The sequence below is a fragment of the Pelistega sp. MC2 genome, assembly GCF_900099475.1.
Lineage (GTDB): Bacteria > Pseudomonadota > Gammaproteobacteria > Burkholderiales > Burkholderiaceae_B > Taylorella > Taylorella indica.
In genome coordinates, this window is sequence record NZ_LT628275.1 from 821,619 (window position 1) to 841,639 (window position 20,021).

Annotated in this window: 27 protein-coding genes; 26 read left to right on the top strand and 1 reads right to left on the bottom strand. The window is 40.5% G+C overall.

Annotation, left to right across the window (positions count from 1 at the left end):
- Positions 1-94: 94 nt before the first annotated feature.
- The 7 genes from BQ4443_RS09460 to BQ4443_RS12455 all read left to right on the top strand — a co-directional run bounded on the left by BQ4443_RS09460 (position 95) and on the right by BQ4443_RS12455 (position 3,841).
- Positions 95-316, top strand: coding sequence for a transcriptional regulator (locus BQ4443_RS09460; RefSeq protein WP_071058691.1), 222 nt, complete (start codon positions 95-97; stop codon positions 314-316).
- 216 nt (positions 317-532) lie between these two features.
- The gene (locus BQ4443_RS09470; protein WP_083331904.1) at positions 533-1,417 is read left to right on the top strand and encodes a YdaU family protein; all 885 of its coding nucleotides are present in this window, start codon (positions 533-535) and stop codon (positions 1,415-1,417) included.
- Positions 1,407-1,814: a replication protein P gene (locus tag BQ4443_RS09475; protein ID WP_071058697.1), complete on the top strand. Its 408-nt coding sequence runs from the start codon at positions 1,407-1,409 to the stop codon at positions 1,812-1,814. Before BQ4443_RS09470 ends, BQ4443_RS09475 begins: the two co-directional genes overlap by 11 nt.
- Positions 1,811-2,176, top strand: a complete 366-nt coding sequence (locus tag BQ4443_RS09480) for a RusA family crossover junction endodeoxyribonuclease (protein WP_071058699.1) — start codon at positions 1,811-1,813, stop codon at positions 2,174-2,176. The genes BQ4443_RS09475 and BQ4443_RS09480 overlap by 4 nt, the downstream gene beginning before the upstream one ends.
- A complete protein-coding gene (locus BQ4443_RS09485; RefSeq protein WP_071058701.1) occupies positions 2,163-2,597 on the top strand; it encodes a hypothetical protein in 435 nt (144 codons plus the stop codon). Before BQ4443_RS09480 ends, BQ4443_RS09485 begins: the two co-directional genes overlap by 14 nt.
- Positions 2,594-2,812: a hypothetical protein gene (locus BQ4443_RS09490; RefSeq protein ID WP_071058703.1), complete on the top strand. Its 219-nt coding sequence runs from the start codon at positions 2,594-2,596 to the stop codon at positions 2,810-2,812. Before BQ4443_RS09485 ends, BQ4443_RS09490 begins: the two co-directional genes overlap by 4 nt.
- Positions 2,813-3,088: 276 nt before the next feature.
- Positions 3,089-3,841 carry a BRO family protein gene (locus tag BQ4443_RS12455; protein ID WP_071058705.1) on the top strand — a complete coding sequence of 251 codons (753 nt, stop codon included), beginning with the start codon at positions 3,089-3,091 and terminating at the stop codon, positions 3,839-3,841.
- 140 nt (positions 3,842-3,981) lie between these two features.
- Here the strand turns inward: BQ4443_RS12455 and BQ4443_RS12460 are convergent, their stop codons facing one another.
- Positions 3,982-4,122, bottom strand: coding sequence for a hypothetical protein (locus BQ4443_RS12460; protein ID WP_176752463.1), 141 nt, complete (start codon positions 4,120-4,122; stop codon positions 3,982-3,984).
- An 85-nt stretch (positions 4,123-4,207) separates the two neighbouring features.
- On the opposite strand from BQ4443_RS12460, the gene BQ4443_RS09500 reads away from it, so the two are divergent.
- The 19 genes from BQ4443_RS09500 to BQ4443_RS09590 all read left to right on the top strand — a co-directional run bounded on the left by BQ4443_RS09500 (position 4,208) and on the right by BQ4443_RS09590 (position 20,014).
- Entirely contained in the window at positions 4,208-5,008 is an 801-nt protein-coding gene (locus BQ4443_RS09500; RefSeq protein WP_071058707.1) for an OB-fold protein, read from the top strand.
- A 192-nt stretch (positions 5,009-5,200) separates the two neighbouring features.
- Positions 5,201-5,467 carry a hypothetical protein gene (locus BQ4443_RS09505; protein WP_071058709.1) on the top strand — a complete coding sequence of 89 codons (267 nt, stop codon included), beginning with the start codon at positions 5,201-5,203 and terminating at the stop codon, positions 5,465-5,467.
- Positions 5,468-5,553: 86 nt separating this feature from the next.
- Entirely contained in the window at positions 5,554-5,994 is a 441-nt protein-coding gene (locus BQ4443_RS09510) for a terminase small subunit (protein ID WP_256330978.1), read from the top strand.
- Entirely contained in the window at positions 5,981-7,327 is a 1,347-nt protein-coding gene (locus BQ4443_RS09515; protein ID WP_071058711.1) for a PBSX family phage terminase large subunit, read from the top strand. Before BQ4443_RS09510 ends, BQ4443_RS09515 begins: the two co-directional genes overlap by 14 nt.
- An 11-nt stretch (positions 7,328-7,338) precedes the next feature.
- On the top strand, positions 7,339-8,682 hold the full coding sequence (locus tag BQ4443_RS09520) for an anti-CBASS protein Acb1 family protein (RefSeq protein ID WP_071058713.1): 1,344 nt from the start codon (positions 7,339-7,341) through the stop codon (positions 8,680-8,682).
- Between the two features lie 61 nt (positions 8,683-8,743).
- Positions 8,744-10,021: a phage minor head protein gene (locus tag BQ4443_RS12465; protein ID WP_176752464.1), complete on the top strand. Its 1,278-nt coding sequence runs from the start codon at positions 8,744-8,746 to the stop codon at positions 10,019-10,021.
- Complete coding sequence (locus BQ4443_RS09530; RefSeq protein ID WP_071058717.1) at positions 10,021-10,320, top strand: hypothetical protein; 300 nt, start codon at positions 10,021-10,023, stop codon at positions 10,318-10,320. The genes BQ4443_RS12465 and BQ4443_RS09530 overlap by 1 nt, the downstream gene beginning before the upstream one ends.
- Positions 10,321-10,369: 49 nt before the next feature.
- The gene (locus BQ4443_RS09535) at positions 10,370-10,726 is read left to right on the top strand and encodes a DUF2513 domain-containing protein (RefSeq protein WP_023949008.1); all 357 of its coding nucleotides are present in this window, start codon (positions 10,370-10,372) and stop codon (positions 10,724-10,726) included.
- A 95-nt stretch (positions 10,727-10,821) separates the two neighbouring features.
- Positions 10,822-11,943 (top strand): DUF2213 domain-containing protein, encoded by a 1,122-nt coding sequence (locus BQ4443_RS09540; protein WP_071058719.1) that lies wholly within the window; start codon positions 10,822-10,824, stop codon positions 11,941-11,943.
- Complete coding sequence (locus tag BQ4443_RS09545; protein ID WP_071058721.1) at positions 11,943-12,386, top strand: structural cement protein Gp24; 444 nt, start codon at positions 11,943-11,945, stop codon at positions 12,384-12,386. The genes BQ4443_RS09540 and BQ4443_RS09545 overlap by 1 nt, the downstream gene beginning before the upstream one ends.
- 22 nt (positions 12,387-12,408) lie before the next feature.
- Positions 12,409-13,320 (top strand): major capsid family protein, encoded by a 912-nt coding sequence (locus BQ4443_RS09550; protein ID WP_023949014.1) that lies wholly within the window; start codon positions 12,409-12,411, stop codon positions 13,318-13,320.
- A 10-nt stretch (positions 13,321-13,330) separates the two neighbouring features.
- Complete coding sequence (locus BQ4443_RS09555) at positions 13,331-13,687, top strand: DUF4054 domain-containing protein (RefSeq protein WP_071058723.1); 357 nt, start codon at positions 13,331-13,333, stop codon at positions 13,685-13,687.
- Positions 13,688-14,116 carry a hypothetical protein gene (locus BQ4443_RS09560; RefSeq protein ID WP_071058725.1) on the top strand — a complete coding sequence of 143 codons (429 nt, stop codon included), beginning with the start codon at positions 13,688-13,690 and terminating at the stop codon, positions 14,114-14,116.
- A complete protein-coding gene (locus tag BQ4443_RS09565; RefSeq protein WP_143000586.1) occupies positions 14,103-14,474 on the top strand; it encodes a hypothetical protein in 372 nt (123 codons plus the stop codon). Before BQ4443_RS09560 ends, BQ4443_RS09565 begins: the two co-directional genes overlap by 14 nt.
- Positions 14,461-14,907 (top strand): phage neck terminator protein, encoded by a 447-nt coding sequence (locus tag BQ4443_RS09570; protein WP_083331905.1) that lies wholly within the window; start codon positions 14,461-14,463, stop codon positions 14,905-14,907. Before BQ4443_RS09565 ends, BQ4443_RS09570 begins: the two co-directional genes overlap by 14 nt.
- A gap of 2 nt (positions 14,908-14,909) precedes the next feature.
- Positions 14,910-16,418, top strand: a complete 1,509-nt coding sequence (locus BQ4443_RS09575; protein WP_071058729.1) for a DUF3383 domain-containing protein — start codon at positions 14,910-14,912, stop codon at positions 16,416-16,418.
- A 9-nt stretch (positions 16,419-16,427) separates the two neighbouring features.
- Complete coding sequence (locus tag BQ4443_RS09580) at positions 16,428-16,862, top strand: phage structural protein (protein WP_071058731.1); 435 nt, start codon at positions 16,428-16,430, stop codon at positions 16,860-16,862.
- Positions 16,859-17,323, top strand: coding sequence for a phage tail assembly chaperone (locus BQ4443_RS09585; protein ID WP_071058733.1), 465 nt, complete (start codon positions 16,859-16,861; stop codon positions 17,321-17,323). The genes BQ4443_RS09580 and BQ4443_RS09585 overlap by 4 nt, the downstream gene beginning before the upstream one ends.
- Positions 17,324-17,479: 156 nt before the next feature.
- Positions 17,480-20,014 carry a phage tail protein gene (locus tag BQ4443_RS09590; RefSeq protein WP_071058735.1) on the top strand — a complete coding sequence of 845 codons (2,535 nt, stop codon included), beginning with the start codon at positions 17,480-17,482 and terminating at the stop codon, positions 20,012-20,014.
- Positions 20,015-20,021 lie beyond the last annotated feature (7 nt).

Consider the following 20,021-nt stretch of genomic DNA (forward strand, 5'->3'; position numbering starts at 1 on the left):
CAATACGCTTATTAATAAATAAATCTTTTAGCTTTACAATACAAAGCATTTAGCTTAATATATTTAGAAATTTAAACTTTATTAAAAAATAATCATGCGTCTACTTGAATATGTAAATAAAAAAAGAGGTATTAGAGTTGAGTTAGCCAAGCAAATTGGTGTGCCTTTTATTCTTATATCACAATGGGCACTTAGTAAACGCCAAGTGCCAGCAGAGCGTTGTCCTGATATCGAAAAAGCCACAAATGGCTTAGTCCGTTGTGAAGATCTAAGACCTGATGTGGACTGGTCTATTCTTCGTACATCAACTAAATAAAGGTTGATCATGGCGAGAAGAGAGAAGTGCACAGAAGACATAAAGATCCATTTGGGCGAAAAGCTTAAAGCGGACTTAAAAGAGCTGGCTGCCTTAGAGGGTGAAGAGGCTCTGAGTACATACATAAGAAAGATCCTGCGAAAACACGTTTATGGTCAGCTTAATCCAAATCGTGACTTATTGGCAGGGTCGGTAAGGGACAACTAGGGGCGGAGAATGCATTATTATAAATACCATATTGGTGACAATCTGTTAAATACGATAGGATTATCGATGATAGAAGAGGGGGCTTATAGGCGTCTGGTTGATATGTACTATGCCAAAGGCTCTCTTCCAAAAGACTTTGCTGTTCTTTGTAGATTAGTTCGTGTTGTCAAAAAAGCAGAGATGGATGCTGTGCGTTTTGTCTTAGCTGAGTTTTTTGAGGAAACTGACGATGGATATATTAATCGTCAAGTGGATGAATCGTTAGAAGAAGCATCTGACAAGTCTGATAAAGCTAGAAAAATGGTTGAAGCAAGGTGGAATAAAAAAAATAGTAATACTACAAGTAATACACGCAGTAATACTACAAGTAATACACGCAGTAATACTACAAGTAATACACGCAGTAATACTATCCATAAACCAATAACCAATATAAATAATAAAGAGAGAGGAGAATATATAGAGAGTATTGCATGCGAAGAAAATTTTTCTCCTCCCGTTTTTTCTGATGAAAACACTGTCATTGATGTGCCTGAAATCAAAGAACGAGCCGCCATTACGACCTATCTCAGGAGTCAGGGAATCAATGCAACAAGTAACCAAAAGACGGATAATTTAATCGAAAAAGGTGCAAAAATGCAGCACTTTGTTGATGCTGTTTCTATTGCAAAAAGTAAAAATAAAAGTTCCTTTGATTACGTTTTAGGCACCGTAAAAGGTTTGCTTGAAGACGAAAAAAATATTCAATCTTCTACAAAAACGGAACAAAAATATAATCAAAAATTTGACCCTGTGGCCTGGGTCAAGGCTAACCCTGCCAATCAGCAACATGGGTTACAACCGATTGGAAATTTCATTGATGTACCCGTTCGGGAGGTGAGCAATGCTGAATAATCCGTGGTTTGAGATTATCCCTGTGCTAGGAGTAACTGCCATTGATCACTTATTCAACCGCTTGGATGGAATGTACACAGGTAAATGGCGCCAATCTTTCACACATCCCAACAGTATCGGGAACTGGCGTAATGCTTGGGCTGAAGCGCTACATGCTAGACACATCACACCTCAACAAGTCAAGCGTGGACTAGCAAACTGTTCGGAAATGTACGCTTGGCCACCAAGCCTAACCGAATTTATCAAAGCGTGTGAAATGCCGTCACGTGATGAGCCAGCTCAAAGCACATTTAAAGCCTTGCCTAATGATTCTAAGTTTTTGTCAAAAGCAGAAATGAAAAACGGATTTGCTGCCTTAAAAAAAGCAGTCCTTGAAAGCCAAGGAGTAGCCGCTTGATTTTCTTAACGCTACCTTGGCCAGATAGTCGGTTATTTCCAAATAGAAAAAATGGATTGCACTGGACGACAACAAATAAAATCAAAAATGAGGCTATTTTTGGAGCCTATAGTATCGTTAAATCGTCTGGTCTATATGTCGATATAGGCAATACAAAAAAATCGTTAAAAATCGTTTTTTACGCTCCAGATAAAAGAAAGCGTGATCTTGATAATCTGCTTGCGGCAATGAAGCCATCCATTGATGGTATGTCGAGGGCGCTAGGAATTGATGATAGTTTATTTCGACCAATTACTTTGGATATTGACATAGACCCAAACAAAAAGGGTTTTGTAGAGGTGATTATCGATGCTGACAGCTGACGATTTACTCATTAACTGGGCTCGAGGGGAGCTTATCAACGGTGAGGATCCAAGACCAAAGGAGCCTTCCTTTTGTGCGTCTGCGGAGCGCTATTACAGACCTACCAAAGAAGAGTGGGAGGGGGTGCTTGAGGACGGTGTAGAAACTGAAATCAAGCTAGACGATGAAAACCAATCTCACACACCAGTTAATTGGTCACATCATCACCTTGTGGCTGATTTTGTTAAACGTCAGCATTGGGTCGTCAAAATCATTATTTGTCGCGAGTGGGTGGATAGATTTTTAACGTATCGTGGGCTAAACCGAACAGCACGTCGAACAGCCATCAGTAAACAAACAGGCGTACCAGTACGAACTGTTGAATTTATGATTGAGAACGTCAGAAAGGATTTAACGGCTTTTATGCGAGGTAAAGTGTGAAATACGCCAATGAAGTCATAGAATTACTGAGTGCTTATCCACATAAAACTTTTCGGGTGAAAACGATTGTGAACTATATCAATCCTAAAAAGCGAGAGCGACGTAGTACCACACGTCAGGTGCAGCGGGTGTTAGAGAGCCTAGCCGAGACGGGCAATATTGAGGTTAAAGCCCGAGATAAGCTTGGAGGCGGGGCAGAGTACAAATGGAGTTGATTTTTTTTAATGACGAGGTTATGATGGAACCACTACACCAAACAACTGTAGTCGGGCTTGGCGGCCTGAACTGACTTTCACGGCAGACACTGCCACTTTATCCATTGCGTTTAAGTGGTTTTTGTTTGCGCTCCTTTATGGGGGCGAGCGTATGGGACATCGTAAGATGTGCTGTTTTCCGTGAGAGCAGTCCGCCAACCTGTACGTTCTTGCCCCTCCCTCTTCTTGGCGGAAGACGGGGCGAGGTTTTAATAAAAACTTCACGGAGCCTTGTTTATGCAAGCATTAACATTCAATCAAACTTCATTTGATATCATTGACCAAGACAACCAAATCTGGGTTAAATCAGCGCAACTCGCCCAAGCGTTGGGATATTCAGACGAGCGTTCTGTTTCTAAGATTTATACACGTAATCAAGACGAATTTACAGACAAAATGGCTCAGGTGGTCAAATTGACCACCTCAGGAAATTATCAAACCACCACCCGAATTTTTAGCCTACGAGGCGCACACTTAATCGCCATGTTTGCTCGTACCGAAGTCGCCAAAGAATTTCGTAAATGGGTATTAGATGTGTTGGAAAACCACACACAAGAGACACAACCATCACCGCAACAGATTACCTATACAACCCCGATGCGCAACATTAGTGTGTCCGTTGAAGATATCCTTGATTTGGCGAGTTTGCAGAAAATGGCGTTTAACATGTCCGAGACACTCGCCTTACTCGAAAAACCACTACGTGCTATTGGCTCCAATAATTATGCCGCACATTGCTATGACGCTCGAGTACATTACAAAGTCAATATGGAGATCTTTTATGACATCGTCGCACGGATGTTTCTTGCGGCAGACATTACGCCGGGTGACTTTCATACAGCAGCCGAGGCTATCCACGCACGAGAGTTCCGCAAGGAATTGGAAAAACGATTAAAAGAAGACGACCAATGGCGCGCTACGTTGAATCCATCTGATCCGTTAAAACTAGGAACAGGGAAGACGACGCAAGGCGTGTTGGTGGTGGTGTGAACTATACGTCTTGCAGTCTAATCAAACAATACAGTATGGGAAAGAAGAAAGGACGTAAAATCGGGTAATGATGAGTCCTCGTTGATTAGTTGTTCCTGAACAATGTAGATTTTAAAAGACTTACCTTGTAAAATCTAGGGTTAAGGTTTTAAAGCTAGATTGTTTGCCTGAGTTAGTAGGTGAACAACTAACCCCAAATATTGATTACGCCAATAATCAATATTTACCAAGAGCTCAAAGGATTCATCTCCTTTGGGCTTTGACTCTTCTAAGTTCTGCATATTCTAAACTTACTCCAAAGTGGTCTGCTAATGTTTGAATAGAAGCTGTCTTATTTTTAACTAATTTAAGGAGGAGAGCGATATTATGAAAAAAGTACTACTTTCGACTTTATTACTCGTGTTTTCAAACCAAGCTATTTCTGATGAAATTAAGTACCTGCCGTCGGAACGTGAATTGGCTTTAACTAAATTTTTATTGAGTGATGACTTATTAAGTTATATGGATGGTGGCGAAACTGCTTTTGGAGATTTCTATAAGAAAGATAAAAGGTTTGATTATTCTTTTGAGACCGATGCTGAAGAAATTCTTAAAACTTACGACCAGAATGAAATACGAGGAGATAAAAAATATAAAGGTAAAAATATTTTTGTATCAGGCATTGTTGAAAAGATAAGCAGCGATTTTAAAGATGAACCCGTTGTATCATTCAAATCAAAAGAAAAATATACTGTTAACAAGGTGCAAGCCTCGTTCAGACCTGATGAACTTGATAAAGTAGTTGATTTAAATAAAGGCCAAAAAATCTCGCTTTTGTGTGTGGGGGGTGGAGAAGTAGCAGGTTCCCCTGTGTTAAAAAATTGTTATTTTTTTGATAAAAAAGATGAAGAAAAATTAATTAAAGAAGCTGTTGATGAATATATGCAACAGATTAATAAACTCGTAGAAGATGACGTAAGTAATGTTCCAGAACAGCTAAGGGAAGTGGTTTTTGCAAGCGCAGTTTTTTATAAAGCCACAGGAGGGTTGAACGCTTGTAAAACAGAAGTTAATGAGAAATGTTTTAATGCGTCTACGAAATCTTTAACAAAAGAAAAACATAGAAAAATAGCAAAAGAAATGGATGATTTAGCTAAATACTTACAGATTACCCCACCAATGGATTGACGAAAGTGAAGCTGATTAAAATAAAAAATCAATTCAAAATCAAAAGGTTATTAAAAAAGCGCGACATTTGCTTCTTGCAAAAGCGCGACAGAAAGTGCGACAATACGGGTGGAGCAGTGTGCTCTACGAAAATTGAAAGATAGTTTTAACCTCGGAACTCACACCTCCGAGGTTTTTTTATGGTGAGTAAGCATGAATGAACTACAAATTCGAGTGAGTGATGTTCATCTTCTCGTTGAGCAGGCTCGTGAATTATTACTTAAAGAGTTTCCTGAGCTTAGCCTTGACCGCATCGACAGCTTGTTGCTTCGCTTGTTCAAGGACGGAGCTGTAAGTCCCTTTAGCACCACAAGAAGCGCAGGTGAGGATATCACTTCCTTTGAGTTGGTCTTGACGTTGAATGTTGTCGGGATATTGGAATTTTGTAGAACCGCAACGGCACTTGATGTTAACGATTGATGACATATAACCCCCTATGTTAGTGTTTGGCTGTTTTGCTGGATGGATAACACACATACATTGATTATAAACAAAGGAGTTTAACCATGGCTAAAAGTGAGGTTAAGACCATGCTTAGTCGTGGTTTAACGCCTAAACAGGAAAAGTTTTGTCAAGCGTATATCGAAACTGGTAATGCGAGTGAAGCTTATAGGCTTGCTTATAATGCGTCAAAAATGAGAGCAAACACTGTTAATGTAAAAGCGACTGAACTTTTAAAAAACGGTAAGGTGTCGGTAAGGGTCAATGCACTCAAGCAAGAACATCTAGAACGTCATAAGCTAACAGTTGATGACCTTATTACTGAATTAGAAGAAGCTCGACAAGCAGCACTGATGGCTGAGACACCACAATCATCAGGGGCAGTTAGTGCAACGATGGGCAAGGCAAAACTGCTTGGATTAGACAAGCAAGTTATCGACTTACAAAGTGGGGGTAAGCCTTTGCCTACCTCTATTTATGTGAGTTTTGGGAATGAGTCAACTTAATATTCAGTTTCCGCCCAAATTTAAACCTCTTTTTGAGGACTTATGGCGGTTTATTGTGTTTTATGGCGGTCGTGGTAGTGGCAAGAGCTTTAATATTGCACGAGCTTTGGTGTTAAAAGCATTTACCCAACCAGTGAGAGTACTTTGCTGTCGTGAAATCCAAAACTCAATCGGCGACTCGGTAATTCAGATGTTGGCAGATCAGATTGAGATGTTAGGGTTACAAGCCTTTTTCGATGTGCAAAAAACACAGATTGTCGGGCGAAATGGGAGCCGTTTTACATTCTCAGGTCTACGATCCAATATTACCTCAATTAAGTCCATGACGGGGATTAACTACGTATGGGTTGAGGAAGCGGAAAGCGTAACAAAAGAGAGTTGGGATGTACTTATTCCGACGATTCGGGAGGATGATTCACAGATTATCGTGAGTTTCAACCCTAAGAATATCTTGGATGATACTTATCAACGATTTGTTGTTAATCCGCCTGAGCGTTGTGCATCAGTCATGGTGAATTGGCAAGATAACCCGTATTTTCCCGTTGAGCTACTAGAAGATATGCGACAAATGCGTGAGCGTGATTACGATTTGTACTTACACGTTTACGAGGGGCAACCAATCGCTGATAGCGACCAAGCGATTATCAAACCGCAGTGGATTAACGCTTCAGTCAATGCTCATATCAAATTAGGTTTTACAGCTGAAGGTAAAAAGGTAGTCGGCTTTGATGTGGCAGACGAGGGCAAAGACAGTAATGCGGTTTGCTTTGCGCATGGGTCAGTGGTGATGGACTTAGAGGAATGGGCACAGGGAGATGTGATTTTCAGTGCAGATAAAGCACATCAATATGCCCTAGATAAGCGAGCAGACCAAGTGACCTATGACTCTATAGGTGTAGGTGCTGGTGTCAAAGCACGTTTTGCTAGAACAGCAAAAATGAAGGTAATAGGGTTTAATGCTGGCAGTGAAGTATTACGCAAAGACTCAGAGTATGAGGCAGGCAAGAAGAATGGTGATATGTTCAGCAACATCAAGGCGCAAGCGTGGTGGGCAGTGAGAGACCGTTTTTTTAAAACCTATCGTGCTGTTAGATTTGGGGATACATACCCAGTGGATGAATTGATTAGTTTAGATAGTTCAATACCTAATTTAGATTATTTAAAAGCAGAGCTTTCTAGGCCGCGAGTTGATTACGACAATAATGGCAGAGTAAAAGTTGAAAGTAAAAAGGACATGAAAAAACGAGGCATCCCCTCACCAAACAGAGCGGATGCTTTAATTATGTGCTTTGCACCTACGGTAGGCGGAAATAGTCTCTGGGATGTTTTATAGGATATAAAAAAATGGCAAATACTCGACAAAAGGGACATATCCCCGCAAGGCACTTAAATGATGGTATTGCTATGCTACACCGTCAAATTGGCGGGCGTATTGAAGAGGCAAAGTTTATAAAAACTCGCTCGCTGACGGACAATATCAAAGAGCTGGAATATTTGTGGGAACAGAATTGGATTGTCCAAAAAATTTGCTCCAAGAAAGCTAATGATATGACACGTAAATGGCGTAAGGCACAGTCTAATGATTTAGATGCACAAAGTATGACGGCTTTTGAGGATATTGAAAGACGCTTAAAATTACAGACTACGCTGAATGAGGCATTAACATGGTCTCTTCTTTATGGTGGTGTAGCACTACTGGTTGTTACTGAGCGTAATCCTGCCTTGCCTCTTGATGCGTCGCAAGCTATCCAAAAACTAGTGATATTAATGCCTTCCGATGTGTCAGGAGAGGGGAGCCTTAATGATGATGTGTTATCAAGTAATTTTAAGCATTACGACTATTACACCATTAAGGGTAAAGTAAGGGTGCATCACTCACGACTCATTATTATTAATGCGATTGACCGTCCCTTGTCTGAACAAAAGATTTTTGGATTATCGGCAATTGAGCCTGTCTATACTGTCCTCAAGCGCTACGAGACGATGGGCGCTAATGTTGGTGACTTGATTACTGAGAGTAAGGTAGATGTCTTTAAAATGGATGGATTAACGAATGCCCTTAGTTCTGGTCGTGAAAATGATATTGCTCAAGCCATGAGTCATATTCAGGCGATTAAGTCGTCAACCAATAGTTTATTACTTGATAAAGAGAATGAATATGAGCAAAAGGAATTAACCTTTGGTGGATTGCGTGATTTGCTTGTCGAGTTTCGAAGTGAAGTTGCCGGTGCAGCAGATATGCCTTTGACGATTTTGTTTGGACAGAGTGCGGCAGGTTTCGCCAGCGGAGCCGAAGATATTCAAAACTACCATGAGGGCATTCATTCGTTACAGGAATCTATTTTACGTCCTGTGTTTGAGGTGATAGATCCACTGATTCTTTATCAAGTATCAGGTGAAGTACCTACAGATTGGTGGTTTGATTTTAATCCACTTTCAGAACTGACAGCAGAACAAAAGGCTACGGTGCTTAATACCTTTGCAATCGCTGCTAATGCATTAGTACAGGCAGGTATTGTTACAGAGCATCAAGTAGCGAGCGAGCTTAAAGAGTCTGGATTATTTAGCAAGATTACTGATGATGACCTTAATATGCTAGAAGAGGATGCAGATGGACATCAATTTACAAGAGGTGGTGCTGAACCAGAGGAAGATGGGGAAGCGTTTACCGAAGAAGTTCAAGTATAGAAAGGTTAGTAAACGAACGGAACTTTGGTACACCACGCAACTAAGATCCTTTGTCAAACAGATGCGTGATGACATTGAAAAAGCACTGCAACTATCTAGCGGTGCTTTTTTTATGGATAGTGCTGACAAAGGCATAGAGGCGTTTTCTGTACGTACTTTTTTGACTTATCTAAAGCAGTATGAAAACCAAGAATGGACGGAGAAGGTAGCTAATAATCTAGCCCAACAGTTTGCTGCACGAGCTAACCAGCAGAATCAACAAGAAGTTGCAGATAACATCAAGCGACAGACAGGTGTAGATATTGAACAGTTTGTGTTTGGTGGTGGTAAGGTAGCCCAGCGGTTAGAGGGATTGACACTAGCTAATGTACAGTTAATCAAGTCTATTCCTACGCAATATCTCGATAAAGTGCAGTCAGCGGTGACTCGTGGGTTAGCGTCTGGTAAGTTAACTAAAGAGATTGCCGCAGAGATTGAAGAGATTGGTGGCGTAACGGATAGCCGAGCAAGGTTAATCGCCCGTGACCAGTCCTCAAAAGCGAATAGCGCACTCACACAGGCACGTCACGAAGAACTAGGTATTACTAAGTATCGCTGGAGTACCTCAGGTGATGAGCGAGTCCGTGAATCGCATATGGTCAATGACGGTAAAATTTTCTCGTACGATGACCCACCACCAACAGGACATCCTGGAGATGAAATTAACTGTCGGTGTGTAGCAATCGCTATATTCGATGGGGTGAATGATACGCCTGATGTGAGAGGGGAACGGAGTAGTGAAGTAGCAGCTCTTGTAAGTAAAAGCGCATATGCTGCAATTTTAAGTCATACTCGTCAACTAAGTGGTTTTGCTAGGAAAGAGTATGGATTATCATTCGTTGAAACGGAGTATTTGGTGGCTTATACAAATACGCTACATAGGAATTTGAATATAGCGTTACGCACAGGCACCGCTACTGCACAACAAAAACTAGTTGCAAGTAAACTGGATAAAGCTCTAGATAAAATGCCTAAATATCAAGGTGTAACTTATAGGGATATTCGTATTCCTAAAAAGGAGCTAAAAGCTTTCTTGGATAGCTATCAAATCGGTAGTATAATCGAAGAGAGACAATTCACTAGTACATCAAAAATAGATGCGCTTAAGGATTTTAAAGGAAATGTTCGCTTTATAATCAGAGGGAAAAATGGTAGGGATATTGAAAAAATATCTATGTTCCCTCAGGAGCGAGAGGTACTGTTCCAATCTGAGAAACGATTCATTGTGAAGAAGGTTCACAAACCATCTTGGTTTTCTTTTAAAAACGTGATTACCATTGAGCTGATGGAGATTGAATAATGGCAATAGAAAGTGTTCTAGATTTACCTATTGAGAGACAACGAGAGCTAGCAAAGCTAGAGGGATATTCTTCAATTGAGCGATGGCAAGAAGATACGCGTAACCAGTTCACTGAAAATGAGAGGTTATTAGCGGAGGCTGAGGCTTACAAACCAACAAAGGCAGAAATTGCTGAAAAAATTTACCATCTGCGAACTAATCCTTACGCGATTGAGTTTTATCGTCGCATTACTCAGGACTACGACTTAACGGTAGAAGAGCAAATCAAGCACTTAGAAAGTCTAGAAACCGCTGACTAAAATAACTAAACCGACTAGCCATAGTCGGTTTTCTTTTTGGAAGAACACTATGCAACGAGACTGGGATTTAATCCGCAAAATACTCTTGAAGTTAGAGGAAAAAGCCGATGCACAAAGTTTCCTGAGTGATGATGAATTCAGAGGTTATCATGCTGAGATGGTCTCATATCACTTCAAACTCTTGCTTAGTGCAGGGCTGATAGAAGCGATAGATTATTCCAGTGCGAGAGAGTTATGCTTTGGCGCACGGTCGCTTACGTGGGACGGTCACGAGTTCCTAGATAAGATACGTAATGATTCGACATGGAATAGTCTGAAAACATTGATTAAGAGCAAACGATTAGAACTGTCATTTGAAGTGATTAAGATTGCAGCGTCTGGTTTAGTAGCTCAAGTACTAAAGTAAACACTTAACCTTATAAAAAAATCAAACCCCGATAGAGTTCGTCGCTTTATCGGGGTTTTGTCATTTCCAACTTAGAATCAGTAAGAGGGTAAACGATGAGATTTAACGACAAAGCGAATTCAAGCATCAGCCAGCGAAAGATGACACGGGATGGTTATTTAGTTGTACCTGCGTCAATTTCTCGCATTGGGGTGTTTGATTACCTTGATACCGAGCTTTCGGTTGGCACGAAAGAGGAAATTAAAAAGGTAGCGCGTACAGAGCGCTCGTTATTCAGCGATGAGACGATTAAGAGTTTTGACGGTGCGCCGATTACGATTGGACACCCATCTGGCAGTGTACGTGCGGAGAACTGGAAACAACTCTCAGTAGGGAACATCCGTAATGTCAAGCGAGAGGGTGATATCCTGACTGCTGAAGCGTGGATTTACGATGCGGACGCTATCAAGCTAGTTCAGGATGGGCAACTGGAGGAACTATCTTGCGGCTACGATTGTGATTTATTAGATAGTACGGATCCATGTGCTGATTTTGAAATGTCCCCAATGTTGGGAAACCACGTAGCGATTGTGGCCAAGGGTCGTTGCGGTGGATCTGTAAAACTGGCCGATAAGGAAATTAACATGAGTAAATCTGTGAACTTTCTAGATACCTTATTAGGTGCATTCGGCATTAAGTTGTCAGATGAACAGAAGCAAAAGGTTGAAGAGGAAGAGAAAAAAGAAGCTGGTGTACCGTCTGATGAGGGTAAGCCAGAGGACGGTACACCTGAGGAGAAAAAGTCTGACGATAAACCAGAAGACGACCCTGAGAGTGACGAAGAGAAGAAAAAACCAGTCAAAGATGCGGATATGGCCTCAGAGATTGCGGCTCTTCGTAAACAATTAGCCGATGAGAAAGCAGAGCGACATGCGGAAAAATTGCGTAGTGCAGTTTTAGCTGATGCGCAATCGTCATTCCCTACAATCAAAATTGTTGATAGCGATAATGCTCGATCTATTCGTGAAAAAGCCATTATTGAAAGTGGTTTATATGAGACTCAAGCACTTAAAACACTAAGTGATGAGGCAGTAACGGCAGTTTATGAGGTGGCTAAAAAGCACTCAGTAAAGGATGTGAATTCAGGTGTTGGTAAAGCAATAGTGACAGATTCAAAGCCAGAAGCAAACACGATGATTGATTTTAATAGCTTATATAACATTAAGGAGTCTAAATAATGACATATGCAACAATGGCAGCAGTGGCCTCAGCTGGTGATGTGGGCAAAGGTGGTTTAGCAAACTCAAAAACAGTTGCTTACAAAAATGATGGCGAAACAGCATTGCGACCAGGTCTCTTTGTCGCACTTTCAGAAAAAGGAGGTGTTCAGGCATTGGCGGCTTTAACTGATAAAGTAGCAGGCGTTGTGGTTCGCTCAATTGTTTATGGTGAAAAGAAAAAGGGCGAGACAGTAGATGTGATGCATATTGGTGTGGCCGATAGCATTTTTGTTGAAGTAACACCAGAGAAAACGGTTCAGTGTGGTAATACTGTACATGTTACAGCGGTAGGTGAACACGCAGGTACCATTCAAGGCACAACCGAAGAAAGCGTTACTATCGAAACACCTTTTACAGTGATTAAAGTCGTAGGCAATATTGCCGAAATTACTCGTTTATAACCCTTTATAAAGAGAGATAAGAATGGATCATTTAAATATTCTACAAACAGCCCTAACTCAGGTAAGTAAAGACATTTCAATGACGAAATACCCTGAGATTGTATTTCCTCAATTCGTGTACGTAGATTCAAGTGCTGATCGATTAATGGATTTCCGACAACATTTAACAGGTGATGTGACAGGGGATTTAGACGACGGTATTATTGATATCAATACAACGGTATTTGACCAAGTGGATATTAAATTTGGTTCTCGTACTACTCCGTTATTCCCTTGGTTAAAAACAGTAAGTTGGACGTTACATCAGCTTGAGAAAGCAGCTAAATTTGGTGTTGCTATTGACACAAGCAAAATCAAGTCATTAAATTTGAATGCTCAACAGACATTGCAAAAAGTAGCCTTTATCGGTCATGCTCGTAAAGATGGCGTTAAAGGGCTTTTAAATAGTCCTGATGTTACCATTCAGGAAGCTAAGATTAAAAAAGCTATTAACACAATGACATACGATGAGGCAACTGCTACGTTCAAAGATATGTTTTTAGCTGTGTTTGACCAAACGAATCTTATTGCTGCACCAGATACCATTGCTATATCGTATGATGACTATGCTTATTTAGCATTTTTGGAGAAAGACCATAAAGAGAAAACAGCGTTACAGTGGTTACAAGAACATTTATCTGGCGCTGCAGGTAAGGCCGTGAGCATTAAACCACTTCCTGGAGGTTTTGCTAAGTTGGCGACAGCAGGTTCGAGCAAAAAACGTGCGATTGCATACATCAATGATGCTGAACATGTGGTCTTTGATGTTCCTCAATCGCCTACTATCCTGACAGCAGAAAAAGTTGGTTTAGTCTCGTTCCAATCTGGTTTACAAATGGCTTTTGGTGGTGTGACGTTTAAAGAGCCACAATCTGCGATTTATGTAGATTACTAAGAGGTGAGTTATGCAGACAGTTGACGAATTTAAACTGCGATACCCTGAATTTAAAGATACCGACGCTAATGCAGTCGGTTTTTTTATGGAAGATGCTGATGCTGAAATAGATAAGGCTCGTTGGGGAAAGCTATTTAAACGAGGGCTGTTTGCACTAACAGCTCACTTGATTCAATTGGCTAATCAAGCGAAAGAGACTGGTGGAGCTGCAGCGAAAGATGTCGTATCAGAAACTGCTGGTTCTTTGTCTGTTGCCTATGCACCGACTGCTACACCAACTGATGGCTCGACCTATCACCTAACAGCCTATGGTCAAGAGTTCTTACGGCTACGTAAACTCGTTGGTATTGGTTTTATGGTGGTGTAAATGAGTGTATCAAACTTAATCAAAAGGCTAGAAGCATTTGCGACTAAAGCAGTTTATGTAGGAGTACCAAAGGAGAATAATCCTAAGGTGGACGGTGATTTTAGCATGAGCGATTTAGCAGCGGTGCATGAGTTTGGTAGTGAAGACGGACATATTCCGGAACGCTCATTTCTGAGGACTAGCGTTGTAAAAAACAAAGCGAAGTATTTCAGATTCTTTGGGGATAGGCTGATTACAAGCAATGACTCAGAGAAAGCGTTGAACGAGCTTGCTGAATTGGCTAAAGGGGACGTGCAAGAAAACATTGTGAATGGTGATTTCAAAGCACTTGCTCCTGAAACCATTAAGCGAAAAGGTTCAACAAAACCGCTGATTGACACAGGCAAGCTCAGACAATCGATTACAGGAGTAGTACGTGATGAGAATTAATCAGCTCGGACGAATTTACTCCAGTAAGTTTAATCGTCAGTTTGAGGTTAAGCGGTTGTATGGAGAGCATAGCGCATGGGGTTTTGATGGTGAATATGTGTCAGAAGTAATTACAGGCATTATCACACCGACTTCACCTAGCGATATGCAAGTCTTGCCAGAACAAGAGCGTTACCTACCAACGATTGTGGTTTTTACTAAGGACAGCTTAGCTATTGGGGATATCGTGGTTTTTAATGGTCACGATTACAAAGTTAAAACGAAAGAAGATTGGAGTGATTATGGATATTTCCACTACCTCGCGGTTCGATATAGCGAAACTGCGCACCCTGATTCAGGAGGTTTTGACATTACCTAAGGGCACGGTTGTACCTCAGTATCAACCAGAATTAAAGAGTAAAGCCTTTATTACGGTCAATATTGTTTCTCAACAAGAAATTGGAGCATCAAGGCTAGTCTTTGATGGTGAAAAAGAAACTGTTAAATCTAGTCTTATTTCGATGGTGTCAATTTCATGCTATGGGAAAAATGCGGTAGAAATGACCCTAAAGCTCAAAAGCATATTACAAGCTACCCGAGTGAGAGAGAGATTACGAGGTATTGGTGGAGCAATCATCAATATGTCAGATGTTCGCAATCTCACCTATGTTCTCGGAGCATCAGCTGAGGAGAGAGGGCAATTTGATGTTTATATTACTCACAGTCATGTCACAACCCTATCACTTGAACCAATTGAACTAGTAGATATTTATACAAACAACAGCATTCATCAACATATTACAAAGGATTGATTATGGCCTTATCCATTTCAAATATTGTCAATGTACAGCTACAAACAGTACCTAAATCAGCTACTAGACGTGATTTTGGTACGGTATTGCTTATGACCCCAGAGTCTGGTAACGCTTTTACTGACTCTAAAACACGTTATGTTTATGTTAACAGCCAAAATGAGGTAGAACAGTTATTTGGTACTCATTCTGAAACAGCACGAGCATCACAACCATTCTTTGCTCAAAAACCACGAGCAAAACAGTTGGTTATTGGTGCATGGAATAAAGTACAACGCACTATCAATGCAACATCTAACCAATTGACAGGCGCTAGTTTAAATGACTCCTTAGAGGTTTTTAAACGAGTTATTCAAGGACAATTTTCAATACGTCTTGGTGGTGTCGAAAAGAAAATAACTAATCTTAACTTCTCAGAGGTTCAAGATTTCAATGGTATTGCGAGTTTGTTACAAACTGCTATTAATGAAGAGGGGTTAAAAAATTATACAGTAACTTATGACCAAACGGGTAATCGATTTATCGTATCATCTGCCGAATCAGGTGTAAGTGATGACACTATAGTCGGCTATGTATATGGTAATGCCGATAGTAACTATATTGGCGCTATGTTGAAGTTAGAGGATGGGCAGGCAACGCGTCAATTAGGGGTAGATTCAATCAATATTAGCGCAGAAACGCCAGCAGAAAGCTTAACTAATTTGCTTGACATCAATAATGCATGGTATGGCTTATGTTTTGCTGCTCAGTTGACAGATGGAGAAATTGAGGAAGTTGCTAAGTTTGCACAAACAAACGTTAAATTATTTGCCCTAAATGTTATTAAAAGTACTCAGCTAGAGTTTGAAATAGGCAATATTATAAAGAAACTCTTTGACGCACAGCTTGATCATACTTTGGCTGTTTACGACAAAGATGATCTATATGCAGCTCATTCTGCTATTGCTCGCTTACTGTCAGTAAATTTTGCAGCGCAAAACTCAACATTAACGCTGAAGTTTAAAACTCAACCGACGATTACCGCTGACCAGGTAACAGGTACGGAATACCAAAAAGCAAAACGACTTGGTATTAACGTGTACACCTATTTTGATGATGTACCGTTAATTGCTGAGGGGACGGTTATTGGTGGTAAGTTTGCAGATGAAATCGTAATTCTAGATTGGTTCCAAGATGCTGTCCAAAAAGAAGTGTTTGCTCGTCTGTATAAGTCGCCAACAAAATTACCTCTCACAGATAAAGGTAATGCTGTATTAATTGATGCTGTTATTTCTGTATGTCTAGAGGGTATTAATAACGGTGCTTTTGCTCCTGGAAAATGGACTGGGAATAGTTTCGGTGAATTAGAGACTGGAGACCACTTGGACGAGGGCTACTATGTATGGGCAGCACCAATGGATACGCTTAGTGATTCCGATCGTGAACAGCGTCGTGCGACACCCATTCAAACGGCGGTTAAGTTAGCTGGTGCAATCCACTTCTCTGACGTAATCATTAACTTTAATCGATAGAGGGAAATTATGAAGATTTTTGACCCAAAAGAAGTACTGGTGCTATTAAATGGTCGAGAAATTAGCGACTGGGGTGACGGTGGTGACCAAATTAAGGTGGTGAATAACTCGCCGAATGGTCAGATGGTGATTGGCAATAACGGCAAAGGCGTGTTTATTGCTAATCCAGACGAATCAGGCACGCTAACTCTCAAGCTTAAACAGCACTCAGCAGATAACAAGTATCTAAGCCGTTTACACCAACAGCAAAAACGCTCAATCAAGACGTTTGTGCCTTTTACCTTAACCGTTAAAGACTTAATTAATGAGGATTTAGTAGTAGCGACTAAAGGTTATTTCACCACAGCTAAAGAAATGACTCGTGGTAATGCACATAACCCACATACTTGGGAAATTGTCTTTGAGCAAATGACCATTACTCATGAAGAAGGAGTTAATCCATGACAGAAACGCATGCAATTGAGCTAGACAATGTTACTTATACGATGACACCAGCTAATGCTATGGCATCGTGGTCAGCCCTTAAAATCGCTTTAGGTTTATTGAGTACGGTTGATTTTTCGAGCACCAATGTAGCGTCTGAAGATGATGAGTCGTTGAACGATGAGGATAAGGCAAAAGCTAATCAGCAACGTCTTGGCTTAACTATTATTACTTCATTAGCTAGTAACTTAGGTCATCCTGCGGTTAAGCAAATGGAGGATATTGTGTTGAGACACACCAGTGCTCAGATTGATGGTGGTAAACCATATCGTCTAAGTAATGATCTAGATAGTCATTTTAATAAATATCGCAGTCACCTGATTACGGTACTTATTACGGGACTGAAATATCAGTTTGGCGATTTTTTCTCAGGTGGGGGTGGATTACTGAGCAATATTCTGCCCTCATCAATGGTGAAGTAGATAACCAGTCAAGCAGTAATGTTGACTGGTTTATTTTTACGCCAATTATCAGACATTACTGCTCACTGCATGAGTTAAGGACAGTTTATTCCTTGGGGGATTTGCTGTCATTTCATGAAGTGATTATTGAAATTCTACATACGGAGCGAAAAGCCCATGATTCTAGAAGAACTACTCGTTAAAGTCGGTGTTAAGACAGATACAAGAGAGCTAAGTAAACTTGAACTGTCACTTAAAAATTTACCTGCCATTGCGGGTGCGGTGGGGGCAGTAGCAGCTGCCTCTATTGCTGGGCTTAGTGCTTTTGTGAGTATGAGTTTAAATGCGCTTGATTCTATCCACCAACTATCAAATGAAACAGGCGTTGCGGCGGATAAAATTTATCTGTTAGGCAAAGTGGCAGAACTTAACGGCTCATCTGTTGAAGCAGCAGAAACCTCTTATAAAGGCTTATCTAAGGCGATTGGTGAAGCGGCTAACGGTATCGGCCTTGGAGCTAAAGCTTTTGAGAACTTTGGTATTAAAGCTAAAAATGCAGACGGATCAGTACGTGATGCCTCTGAAGTCTTAGAGGATATTCGAGAGAAGATGCAAGGCTTAAGTGATCAACAACAAATTGCGATGTTGGCGAAGCTTGGTATTGATGCATCATTAATTCAGACTTTACGTCTCACCAATGAAGAAATGGCTGAGGCGTTATCCAACGCAGAAGCTTTAAGCCTAGGGGTTGGTACACAGGAGAATGCAGCAACAGCAGCCGCTTTTCAAGACTCTCTTGCAGAGGTCGGTCAAATTGCAAAAGGGGTGGCAGAGTATTTTTCTCTTCGACTCGCTCCAGCACTTATGCGAATTATCGGATTATTTCGCGATTGGTTTATCGAAAATAACCAGTTAATCAGAAATGGATTAAGTATTTTTGCAGGAATCTTGGCTGGAGCGATTGATGTTATTAGTGCATTAGCAAATGTACTCAATACTATTATTGGAGGAACTATTGGCTGGGAAAATGCACTCTATGGTCTAGTGGCTGTCTTTGCAATTGTCAAAAAAGCCATGATCATGGCTTTTATAACTAATCCTATTGCGTGGGTAGTGGCAGCGATAGTTGGATTAATCCTGCTGATTGATGATTTTATCGCTTATATGCAGGGAGGAGAAACAGCACTCGGTGATTTTTGGGAGCCTTTGGCTAAAGGGGTTGATAAGGTTATCGAGATCATTGATGAGCTAAGACCTATCATCGCTGAAATAGCGGAGTGGTTTAAGCCTATTGTTGACTTAATGGTTGAGCAGCTCAAGACAGCTTTTAACATTATCGGTAATCTATTTAACTTACTGGTTGGGATTTTCACACTAAACGGTGAGGTAATTTCAGAGTCTATCCAGGGACTGATAACAAATATTGTTTCGTTATTTACAAATGGCTTTGAAGGACTGACATACATCTTTAACGGATTATGGACATTTATCCAAGGCTTTTTTGCGCTTTTACTGGATGGCATTAAGTTTTGGTGGGGTAAGCTTCGCTCTGTCTTTGACGCAGAAGGTTTGGCAGAACCCTTTGATCGTTTTACTAATTACGTTACAGGATTATTTGACCGTCTGCTTGCTTGGATTTCTAAGCAATGGGATGAGCTGAAAGAAGTTTTTTCTACTGATTCGTTAGGCGAGGGATTATCTAAGCTCGGACAACTACTGATTAGTACTGTTGTTGATGTACTTTCGCTTTTGGGCGAGATAGTTGTTTCTATTTTTGATTTGATTTATGCACAAATTGAGTCTTGGTGGGATGATTTTCTTGCTTTATTCAATGTCGAAAGTATTGGTGAGCTTTTTGATAAGGTCTGGGATTTTATTACAGCACCATATCGTAAAGCGTTTGACTGGGTGAAATCAAAATGGAATGCCTTTAAATCAACGTTTACTTTCAATTGGCTAAAGTCTGCTTTTAATCAGGTTTGGAACTTGATTACAGAGCCTTATAGAAAAGCGTTTGACTGGGTGAAATCAAAATGGAATGCCTTTAAATCAACGTTTACTTTCAATTGGCTAAAGTCTGCTTTTAATCAGGTTTGGAACTTGATTACAGAGCCTTATAGAAAAGCGTTTGATACAGTCAAACGAGCTTGGGGTATTTTTGCAGCATCAGGGTTCTCTTTTGAGGGGCTGGCTAATGCTTTTAGTTATGTGATAGAGGTTATTACAAGACCATTCGAAGATGCTTGGAATCTAGTTAAGCAAGAATGGAAAGTATTATCAGATAGTGGATTTTCTTTTGATGAGTTAAGCAAAACATTTAGTAAAGTTATAGATGTTATCACCGCTCCATTTGATGCCGCTTTTGGATGGGTTAAGGAACAATACAACAAGTATATTCAGCCAATTATTGATTCTATTTCAAGCATAGAGTTGCCAAGTTGGCTTGGTGGTGGGGGAAAAACGGTAGAGCAACATATTCAACAGGGAGGTAAAACAGTTACACGACCTGATGGGTCATTGGCTATACCTATTACAGATAACGCCAAGGCTGGAGCGGTCAATAATACGACTAATAACAATACTCAAGTAAAAAATGATACTAGTGTAAATATTAATCTTACAACGACCAATACTACCAAGGGGGATGCTTTAATGATAGGCAATGAAGCAGCAACAGCAGTCCGTAACGTACAAAGCTCTATATTAGCTTAGGAGTAGT

Coding starts and splice junctions, on each gene's coding strand:
- BQ4443_RS09520 (WP_071058713.1), top strand. CDS start 7,339: ATGGCAAATACTCGACAAAAGGGACATATCCCCGCAAGGCACTTAAAT.
- BQ4443_RS09590 (WP_071058735.1), top strand. CDS start 17,480: ATGATTCTAGAAGAACTACTCGTTAAAGTCGGTGTTAAGACAGATACA.
- BQ4443_RS09475 (WP_071058697.1), top strand. CDS start 1,407: ATGCTGAATAATCCGTGGTTTGAGATTATCCCTGTGCTAGGAGTAACT.
- BQ4443_RS09560 (WP_071058725.1), top strand. CDS start 13,688: ATGAGTGTATCAAACTTAATCAAAAGGCTAGAAGCATTTGCGACTAAA.
- BQ4443_RS09540 (WP_071058719.1), top strand. CDS start 10,822: ATGAGATTTAACGACAAAGCGAATTCAAGCATCAGCCAGCGAAAGATG.
- BQ4443_RS09460 (WP_071058691.1), top strand. CDS start 95: ATGCGTCTACTTGAATATGTAAATAAAAAAAGAGGTATTAGAGTTGAG.
- BQ4443_RS09500 (WP_071058707.1), top strand. CDS start 4,208: ATGAAAAAAGTACTACTTTCGACTTTATTACTCGTGTTTTCAAACCAA.
- BQ4443_RS09545 (WP_071058721.1), top strand. CDS start 11,943: ATGACATATGCAACAATGGCAGCAGTGGCCTCAGCTGGTGATGTGGGC.
- BQ4443_RS09555 (WP_071058723.1), top strand. CDS start 13,331: ATGCAGACAGTTGACGAATTTAAACTGCGATACCCTGAATTTAAAGAT.
- BQ4443_RS09550 (WP_023949014.1), top strand. CDS start 12,409: ATGGATCATTTAAATATTCTACAAACAGCCCTAACTCAGGTAAGTAAA.
- BQ4443_RS09585 (WP_071058733.1), top strand. CDS start 16,859: ATGACAGAAACGCATGCAATTGAGCTAGACAATGTTACTTATACGATG.
- BQ4443_RS12465 (WP_176752464.1), top strand. CDS start 8,744: ATGCGTGATGACATTGAAAAAGCACTGCAACTATCTAGCGGTGCTTTT.
- BQ4443_RS09485 (WP_071058701.1), top strand. CDS start 2,163: ATGCTGACAGCTGACGATTTACTCATTAACTGGGCTCGAGGGGAGCTT.
- BQ4443_RS12455 (WP_071058705.1), top strand. CDS start 3,089: ATGCAAGCATTAACATTCAATCAAACTTCATTTGATATCATTGACCAA.
- BQ4443_RS09510 (WP_256330978.1), top strand. CDS start 5,554: ATGGCTAAAAGTGAGGTTAAGACCATGCTTAGTCGTGGTTTAACGCCT.
- BQ4443_RS09470 (WP_083331904.1), top strand. CDS start 533: ATGCATTATTATAAATACCATATTGGTGACAATCTGTTAAATACGATA.
- BQ4443_RS09575 (WP_071058729.1), top strand. CDS start 14,910: ATGGCCTTATCCATTTCAAATATTGTCAATGTACAGCTACAAACAGTA.
- BQ4443_RS09580 (WP_071058731.1), top strand. CDS start 16,428: ATGAAGATTTTTGACCCAAAAGAAGTACTGGTGCTATTAAATGGTCGA.
- BQ4443_RS09530 (WP_071058717.1), top strand. CDS start 10,021: ATGGCAATAGAAAGTGTTCTAGATTTACCTATTGAGAGACAACGAGAG.
- BQ4443_RS12460 (WP_176752463.1), bottom strand. CDS start 4,122: ATGCAGAACTTAGAAGAGTCAAAGCCCAAAGGAGATGAATCCTTTGAG.
- BQ4443_RS09515 (WP_071058711.1), top strand. CDS start 5,981: ATGAGTCAACTTAATATTCAGTTTCCGCCCAAATTTAAACCTCTTTTT.
- BQ4443_RS09505 (WP_071058709.1), top strand. CDS start 5,201: ATGAATGAACTACAAATTCGAGTGAGTGATGTTCATCTTCTCGTTGAG.
- BQ4443_RS09535 (WP_023949008.1), top strand. CDS start 10,370: ATGCAACGAGACTGGGATTTAATCCGCAAAATACTCTTGAAGTTAGAG.